At 53.3% G+C, this 7,311-nt stretch carries 6 protein-coding genes; 1 reads left to right on the top strand and 5 read right to left on the bottom strand.

Annotated elements, in window-relative coordinates:
• A partial coding sequence (locus HALA3H3_RS27465) for a hypothetical protein (RefSeq protein WP_238326096.1) occupies positions 1–215 on the top strand: 215 nt, incomplete at its 5' end.
• 245 nt (positions 216–460) lie between these two features.
• On the opposite strand, the gene HALA3H3_RS19785 is transcribed toward HALA3H3_RS27465, so the two are convergent.
• From HALA3H3_RS19785 to HALA3H3_RS19765, 5 genes are read right to left on the bottom strand one after another with little or no spacing between them, the layout of a single operon-like run.
• Positions 461–1,453 carry an adenosine deaminase gene (locus tag HALA3H3_RS19785; protein WP_022523280.1) on the bottom strand — a complete coding sequence of 331 codons (993 nt, stop codon included), beginning with the start codon at positions 1,451–1,453 and terminating at the stop codon, positions 461–463.
• Positions 1,454–1,480: 27 nt separating this feature from the next.
• On the bottom strand, positions 1,481–3,211 hold the full coding sequence (gene cydC / locus HALA3H3_RS19780) for a thiol reductant ABC exporter subunit CydC (RefSeq protein WP_022523279.1): 1,731 nt from the start codon (positions 3,209–3,211) through the stop codon (positions 1,481–1,483).
• Positions 3,208–4,881: a thiol reductant ABC exporter subunit CydD gene (gene cydD, locus HALA3H3_RS19775; protein ID WP_022523278.1), complete on the bottom strand. Its 1,674-nt coding sequence runs from the start codon at positions 4,879–4,881 to the stop codon at positions 3,208–3,210. Before cydD ends, cydC begins: the two co-directional genes overlap by 4 nt.
• A 3-nt stretch (positions 4,882–4,884) precedes the next feature.
• On the bottom strand, positions 4,885–5,886 hold the full coding sequence (cydB, locus tag HALA3H3_RS19770) for a cytochrome d ubiquinol oxidase subunit II (protein ID WP_009286907.1): 1,002 nt from the start codon (positions 5,884–5,886) through the stop codon (positions 4,885–4,887).
• Between the two features lie 2 nt (positions 5,887–5,888).
• Complete coding sequence (locus HALA3H3_RS19765) at positions 5,889–7,304, bottom strand: cytochrome ubiquinol oxidase subunit I (RefSeq protein ID WP_022523277.1); 1,416 nt, start codon at positions 7,302–7,304, stop codon at positions 5,889–5,891.
• Positions 7,305–7,311: the final 7 nt, after the last annotated feature.

Below are 7,311 nucleotides of genomic sequence, written 5' to 3'. Positions count from 1 at the left end.
GCCGCTCGTCAGCGGGTAGCAAGCTACCCCTGTTACCGCTCGACTTGCATGTGTTAGGCCTGCCGCCAGCGTTCAATCTGAGCCATGATCAAACTCTTCAGTTTAAGATCTATGTGATCCTTACATGTCACCCGAGGGCAACAAAAGCGGATCAAACTTGGCTCAAGGTTCAAACGAATTCATTCAAAACAGATCCCAAAGGACGAATCCTTTAAAACCTTATTGCTTGAGTCGCTTGCCTTGATATTCGGTGATTTGTCACCAACATCAGCAAGCGCCCACATGAATTACCTGATCAAATTGTTAAAGAGCTAGTCGATGAGGCCGTGCCCCGTTGACGTGTGCGTATACTACCCGATTCACCGCCAGGGTCAACAGCGATTTGAATATTTATGAGTAAAAACCTAGCACTGCATCTGATTAAAACAGCGCCTAGTCTGTGTGACTAGGCGCTGTAATGCTATACCCCAGCTAAACGAGCGAGAAGTTCTTCGCGTCGGCCTGGGCTAGTAAAGGCTTCCTCAATGGCGTTGCGGGTTATCTGACGAAAAACCGCCTCATCCCAGTCAAACGCATCGGCGCAAGCAATGTGATTGGTCAACATACCGCCACCAAAATAGGCGGGGTCATCCGAACTAATGGTTACTTTGAGCCCTTCAGCCAAAAGCTTGGGCAGCGGATGATCACGCAAATCCTCTACTACCTTTAAGCTGACGTTTGAAAGTGGGCAAACCGTTAGAACAATCTGTTCACTGCGCAAACGCTCAACTAGCACATCACTTTCTAAACAGCGCACCCCGTGATCAATGCGCTGAACATCAAGGATATCCAGGGCTTCTTTAATATAGTTTGCGGGGCCTTCCTCCCCGGCATGGGCCACGCGCACAAGCCCAAGCTGCTTAGCGCGCTTAAACACCTCAACAAATTTTACCGGTGGGTTGTTTTGTTCAGCGCTATCCAGACCGATGGCATCTAGCATTTTCCAATAGGGAGCGGCTTGCTCAAGTACATGCAACGCCTCCTCTGCGGGACGGTCGCGGAGAAAAGCCATAATCATGCCGATAGAGAGGTCGAGGTTATCCTCTGCCTCCTGCTTAGCTTTTAATAGCCCAGCCATTACCACTTCAAGCGGCACACCACGCTGTAGGTGCGCCTGGGGGTCAAAGTGCATGTCGATATGCACAACACCCTCCTCCCGCGCGCGCTTGAAATAATCCATCGCCAGGTCGTAAAAATCTTCCTCGTTACGCAGCACGCTCATGCCCTGAAAATAGAGATTCAGGAACCCCTGCAGATCATTGAAGTGGTAAGCATCTTTGGCTTCTTGAACTGTCGTATAGGGCAGCTCAATCCCATTACGCTGTGCTAGTGCAAACATTAGCTCTGGTTCCAGCGAGCCTTCGATATGCAAATGGAGCTCTACTTTAGGAAGATTGCGTAAAAATTCGTGCATGGAGGGCTCCTGGCTATCTCTTATCAATTAATCAATATCGCTCATTACCGATTCTTTAAGTGCGAACTGGCTAAGTCTACCGGCATCTAAATGCCAGTGGTACTCGACCCCAGGCAATGGGTTCAGTGAACCAACTTGATGGACAAAGAATATAACCGTTCGATTAAGCAGCCATTGATCCAGGGAAGCCGCAAGGTGGTTTGCCGTCACCGCATCAACGCCTGCAAATGGCTCGTCAAGAATCACCACTTGAGGGCTACAAAGCATTAGCCGTGCTAATGCCAAACGCCGACCTTGACCACCCGATAGCTGCTGGCCTTTTTCGCCCACCGACGTGGCTAAGCCTTTCGGCAGTTGCTCAACCCAACCATCCAAGGCAACGGCCTTCAATACCTCCCAGAGGCTTTCATCGCTTGCGGTGGGGTTGGCAATACGCAGGTTCTCAGCAATAGAGGCATCAAACAGATCCACGTGCTGAGTGAGCATAGCAAAGTGATTAGCACGGCTTTCGACCGAGAGCTGCCACACTGGCACGCCACCCACCATCGCCTCACCCTGAGTTGCTTGTAAGCGTCCCATCAATACACTGGCTAAAGACGATTTTCCGGCACCAGAATTGCCGGTAATCACCGCTCGCTTTCCAGCGGGTAGTTGAAAATTAATACACCTTAGCGCGGGCTCTAATGTTTGCGCATAGCGCAGAGAGAGCTGATTAACCTGAACGCTGAAATCAACATCTTCAGGTAGCGTAACAACAGGGGCAGCCGACGATGAATCGCTGGTTAGCGCATTTAACCGACGCACCGCTGCATAGCTAGCGCCCAGCTTGATAAAGCTAGCAGGTAGTGCGATAAACGCCTCATTCACCCCCAGCACTATCAATGCAACCATCACCAAAACAGGGCCCGTGACCAGTTGCTGGCTAAATACCAGGCTAGCGAACCACATAACTGCCACTACCATTAATCCGCTTATGACACTCACCAGGCAGTTTATTAGCGCCGCTTTACGCCCCAAGCGGCGCTGATTGCCGAACGCTTGCTGCTCTTGAGTCGCGATCATCGTCCGGTGCCACTGGGTCGTTTGATAGCTCATCAACTCAGCCGAGGCCTGTACTTGGTCGACCACTAGGCGGCGCAGCGACTGCTGGTCAACCACCTGCTGATAGCTTTGCGAAAATCCCCAGGCAGCCGCTAACAAGGTCGCTACCAGCCAGAGCAAGCCCAGCGTCACCACCATCAGCACGGCAATGCTGGGTAACCAAATAGCCACAAAAAGCGACACAGCCAATACACCAAGCAGCGCCACCAATGGTGGCACCAAGAGTCGCAGATAAAAATTATCCAGGGTGTCGATATCAGCCGTTAAACGGCTCAGCCAGTCGCTGGCACGCTCACCCTGCAAGCGAGCGTCGTCGAAGCGTGTTAAATGGCCGAATACCCGATAACGCAAGTCGGCAAGCAGCGTTAACACCGTATTATGGTTATACAGACGCTCAACATAGCGCGCGATAGTGCGCGCCAAGGCGAAGAAACGAATGCCACCACCGGGAACATAAACATCGAGCCGCGCAGGAATACCCAGCGCTAAAGCGATACCGGTCAAAGCACTAGCGGTAATAAACCAACCCGACAACCCCAGCAGCGCAAGCCCGGCCATCAGGGTGACCCAAACCAGCAAGGCGCCCACCAAAAAGCGCCTGCGGCGGCGCACTAAGAGCAGCAGCCAAGGGCGGAAGTCACGGTAAATAGCCATCATGAGGCCACCTCTACCAGTTCACCCTGTTCAAAAGCCAGATGGCGTTGAGCGGCGGCGATCACGGCCGGATGGTGGGTCGCTATGACCAGGGTGCGCCCCTCTTGGGCAAGCTCAAGCAAAGCAGCCATCACGAACTGCTCTGTCTCTTGATCTAAACTCGCCGTCGGCTCATCTAAGAGCACCAACGGCGCATTGCTAAGATACACTCGCGCGAGGGCAAGGCGTTGAGCTTGGCCACCCGATAACCCTACCCCACGCTCGCCGATTAACGTATCCAGACCCTCGGGTAGCTGAATTAACAGAGGCCCAAAACCAGCGCGATGGAGTGCGGCAAGCATTTCTCCACGGGAAGCTTCGGGCGCCGCCAACCGTAGGTTATCGATCAAACTGCCGTGCAAGAGACAGGGCTGCTGATCCAGCCAGGCATAGCGGCTACTTTCTTGTCGAAGGTACTTGCCAGCGCTTGGGGCGATAAAGCCCGCGAGCAGCGCTAACAGCGTTGACTTGCCGCTACCGGAGACACCGCTAAGCACCACTACCTCACCCTGCTGAATGGTGAGATCGATAGGGCCTATCACTTGCCCACGGCTAGGATAAGCAACGCAAGCAGCCTTTAACTCAATGGCCGACCTATCTGACCGCGGAGCCATATAGTGATGCCCACTCACCAAACTTGGCTGATTGAGGATATTCACCACGCTCTCGGCGGCACCGAGTGCCGCCGCGCGATCATGGTAATGCTGAGAAAGCGTGCGCAGCGGTTGGAAAAATTCAGGCGCGAGCAGTAACACCGCTAAGCCCGAAAAAAGCGTCAACGATGCTGCCGGCCCGTACTCGATGTAGCCCAGCAGGCCGAAACCGACATACATAGCCACAACCGCAATCGCGACCGAGGAAAAAAACTCCAGCACTGCCGATGAGAGAAAAGCCAACCGAAGGGTACGCATGCTAAGACGTCGATAACCATCCGTGGCATACCAAACATCCTGCTGTGCGGCTGACGTACGGCCAAAAAGCTGCAGTGTGGTCATACCGCGCACACGGTCAATAAAATGCGCTGACAATCGCGATACCGCAACGAACTGGTCGCGATTAAGGCGCTCAGCTCCCATGCCAACCAATGCCATAAAAAGTGGAATAAGCGGTGCAGAAAGCAGCAGGAACAGCGCCACCAGATAATCCAGCCAACCCGCCACCGCCAGAATCAATAGCGGCAAACAGAACGTAATGCGCAGTTGAGGGTAAAAACGCGCGAAATAACCTTCCAGCGCATCTATATGCTCAACCGCCTGATTTGCCAGCGAGCCGCTATGCTGATTGGTAAGCCACACCGGGCCCAAGGCAGACAGTTTATCCAACAGCTGAGCTCTGGCACGCTGTCGAATTCGCAGGCTTGCCTCCAGGCTTAATGTTTCATGCCCCCACTGAAAGGCAGCGCGTAACAGCACACTGCCCACCAGAAGGGAAAATATCGGTAATAGAGAAATGGGTGACCGATGATGCACCACTAGCTGATCAATAAGCCACGCAAGCCCAACCACCACGACTATCGTTTGACTACCTGCCAACACGCCACAAAGCGCTGAACCAAGCAGGCGTTTACGCTCTCCCTTAGCCAACGCATGCAGCCAACTGCGCGGCGTAAGAGAAAGCGTGTCTTCAGTTACCATGAATCAGTGGTATCCCTCGCCTACACGTACCTTGCCGCGGAACACCCAATAGGTCCAAGCGGTATAGGTCAATATAATCGGGATAACGAATACCATACCTACCAGCAGGAACAGCTGTGACTCCGGCGAAGAAGCCGCATCCCACAGCGTATAATCCGGCGGCACGATCACCGGCCATTTACTGACGATCAGGCCTAAATAGGTGAAGACATAAATGCCGATAGTGGCCAGGAAAGGCACCCCTTCACGCCGTTTTTGCACCGAACGGAAAACCACAAAAGCGCAAGCCAAGGCAGCAAATGGGAAAACCCAAATCAGTTGAATATTGCCGAACCAGCGCTCCCAGACCAAAGGATTCACAAACGGCGTCCAGAGGCTAATCACCGCAAAAACAAACAGCACCAGTGCCAGCAGCAGTGGAGTGATTTTATAGGCCCAATCCTGCACATGCCCCTCTGATTTCAGTATTAGCCAAGTTGCTCCTAACAGCGCGTAGCCTGCCATCAAGCCAAGCCCCGTTAGCACCGAGAAAGGCGTTAGCCAGTCAAAGGCACCGCCCACATAGGCAAAATCTTCAACCGGAAAGCCCTGGATATAGGCCCCTACCACGGCACCTTGCGCAAAGGCGGCAACCGCCGACCCCCAGCAAAAAGCGCGGTTCCACCAGCGGCGGTTACGGCGAGATTTAAAGCGAAATTCAAAGGCCACGCCACGGAAGATCAAGCCTGCTAACATTAAGAAAACGCCGATGTAAAGCGCAGGCAAGAACACCGAGTAGACCAGTGGGAAAGCGCCTAACAGCCCAGCCCCGCCGAGCACTAGCCATGTTTCATTGCCGTCCCAAATTGGCGCCACCGAATTCATCATCACATCCCGAGCATCTTCATCGGGAGCAAAGGGGTAGAGAATACCCAACCCCAAATCAAACCCATCCATAAGCACATACATCATGATGCCGAAACCGATGATGAAGGCCCAAACTAACGTTAGATCAAACATTTCCATGTCTAGCTCCTCACCGGGTCAACGTCATCATCAAAAGGTGTATGCGCCGCCGACATAGGCCGCATGGGGCGCTTGAAGTTCTCGTCAGTCGTTTCACGCTCTTCTTCCGGCAGCATACCGTTGCGCACCACGCGCGTGAGGTAATAAATGCCCGCATAAAACACCACACCGTAAACCAAGGCATAGCCAATCAGCGTAAACAGTGCCATAGGGCCAGTGAGCGAGGGTGTTAACCCCTCGGCATGGGTCATCATGCCGTAAACCAACCAGGGGGAACGTCCTGACTCTGTGACGATCCAGCCCGCCAAAACAGCAATAAACGGCATGGGAATCATTGCCGTTAGGCCTTTTAAGAATAGACGTTGGTCATAGATACGCCCTTTGCGGCGCAACACCAGCCCCGTCAGCGCCACCGCAATCATTAGCAGACCAATCCCTACCATAACTCGGAAGCCCCAGAAGACGATCAGCACTGGCGGCTGCTCTTCAGGCGCCGCTTCACTAATCCCCGGCACCTCCCCATCAACAGAGTGAGTCAAGATAATGCTGGCCAAGTTCGGAATAGCCAGCTCAAAGTGGTTGGTTTGTGCTTCCTGGTCAGGAATGGCAAACAGCAGCAGCGGCACATTGCCAGAGGTTTCCCAGTGCCCTTCCATGGCAGCCACTTTAGTCGGCTGGTGCTCCAGGGTGTTTATGCCATGAAAATCGCCGATGACGGCCTGAGTCGGTGCCAAAAAAAGCAGCAGCCAGAGGCACATAGAGAGAGCTCGGCGATTCGCTTCCGGGTCTCGATCGCGCAACAGAAACCAAGCACTCACCCCAGCGACAACGAAGCCACCGGTCAAGAATGAGGCAACGGCCATATGCATAAAGCGGTAAGGAAACGACGGATTAAAGATCGCCTCGCTCCAGGAGGTCACGTGGAAGCGGAAGTCAACTAACTCTACGCCCGCAGGGGTATGCAACCAGCTGTTAGCGGATAGAATCCAGAAAGAAGAAATAAAGGTGCCCACCGCCACCATAATGGCAGCAAATAAATGAACCCCTTGAGGCACCTTACCGCGGCCGAATAGCAGGACGCCCAGGAAGGCTGCCTCTAAGAAGAACGCGGTGACAACTTCATAGCTGAGCATGGGGCCGAGGAAATTCGAAGAGGCCTGGGAAAAATTGCTCCAGTTAGTGCCAAACTGGAACGACATAACGATGCCCGACACAACCCCCATCCCAAAGACAACGGCAAACACCTTTGTCCAGAATAGTGAGAGACGATCCCATGCAGGGTTCTTCGTTGTGAAGAACAGACCATGGAGCAGCGCAATATAGGACGCTAGACCAATCGTAAATACTGGGAAGATAGCGTGAAACGACACGACGAATGCAAATTGCAGTCGCGATAACACCAGCGGATCAAGTTCCATTTCACTC

This window comes from Halomonas sp. A3H3 (assembly GCF_000982975.1).
Classification (GTDB): Bacteria; Pseudomonadota; Gammaproteobacteria; order Pseudomonadales; family Halomonadaceae; genus Vreelandella; species Vreelandella titanicae.
This window is presented reverse-complemented; position numbering and strand designations above follow the sequence as displayed.

Bases quoted from the DNA above. Each gene is read 5' to 3' on its own strand.
- HALA3H3_RS19785 (WP_022523280.1), bottom strand. From the start codon at position 1,453: ATGCACGAATTTTTACGCAATCTTCCTAAAGTAGAGCTCCATTTGCAT.
- cydC (WP_022523279.1), bottom strand. From the start codon at position 3,211: ATGATGGCTATTTACCGTGACTTCCGCCCTTGGCTGCTGCTCTTAGTG.
- cydD (WP_022523278.1), bottom strand. From the start codon at position 4,881: ATGGTAACTGAAGACACGCTTTCTCTTACGCCGCGCAGTTGGCTGCAT.
- cydB (WP_009286907.1), bottom strand. From the start codon at position 5,886: ATGGAAATGTTTGATCTAACGTTAGTTTGGGCCTTCATCATCGGTTTC.
- HALA3H3_RS19765 (WP_022523277.1), bottom strand. From the start codon at position 7,304: ATGGAACTTGATCCGCTGGTGTTATCGCGACTGCAATTTGCATTCGTC.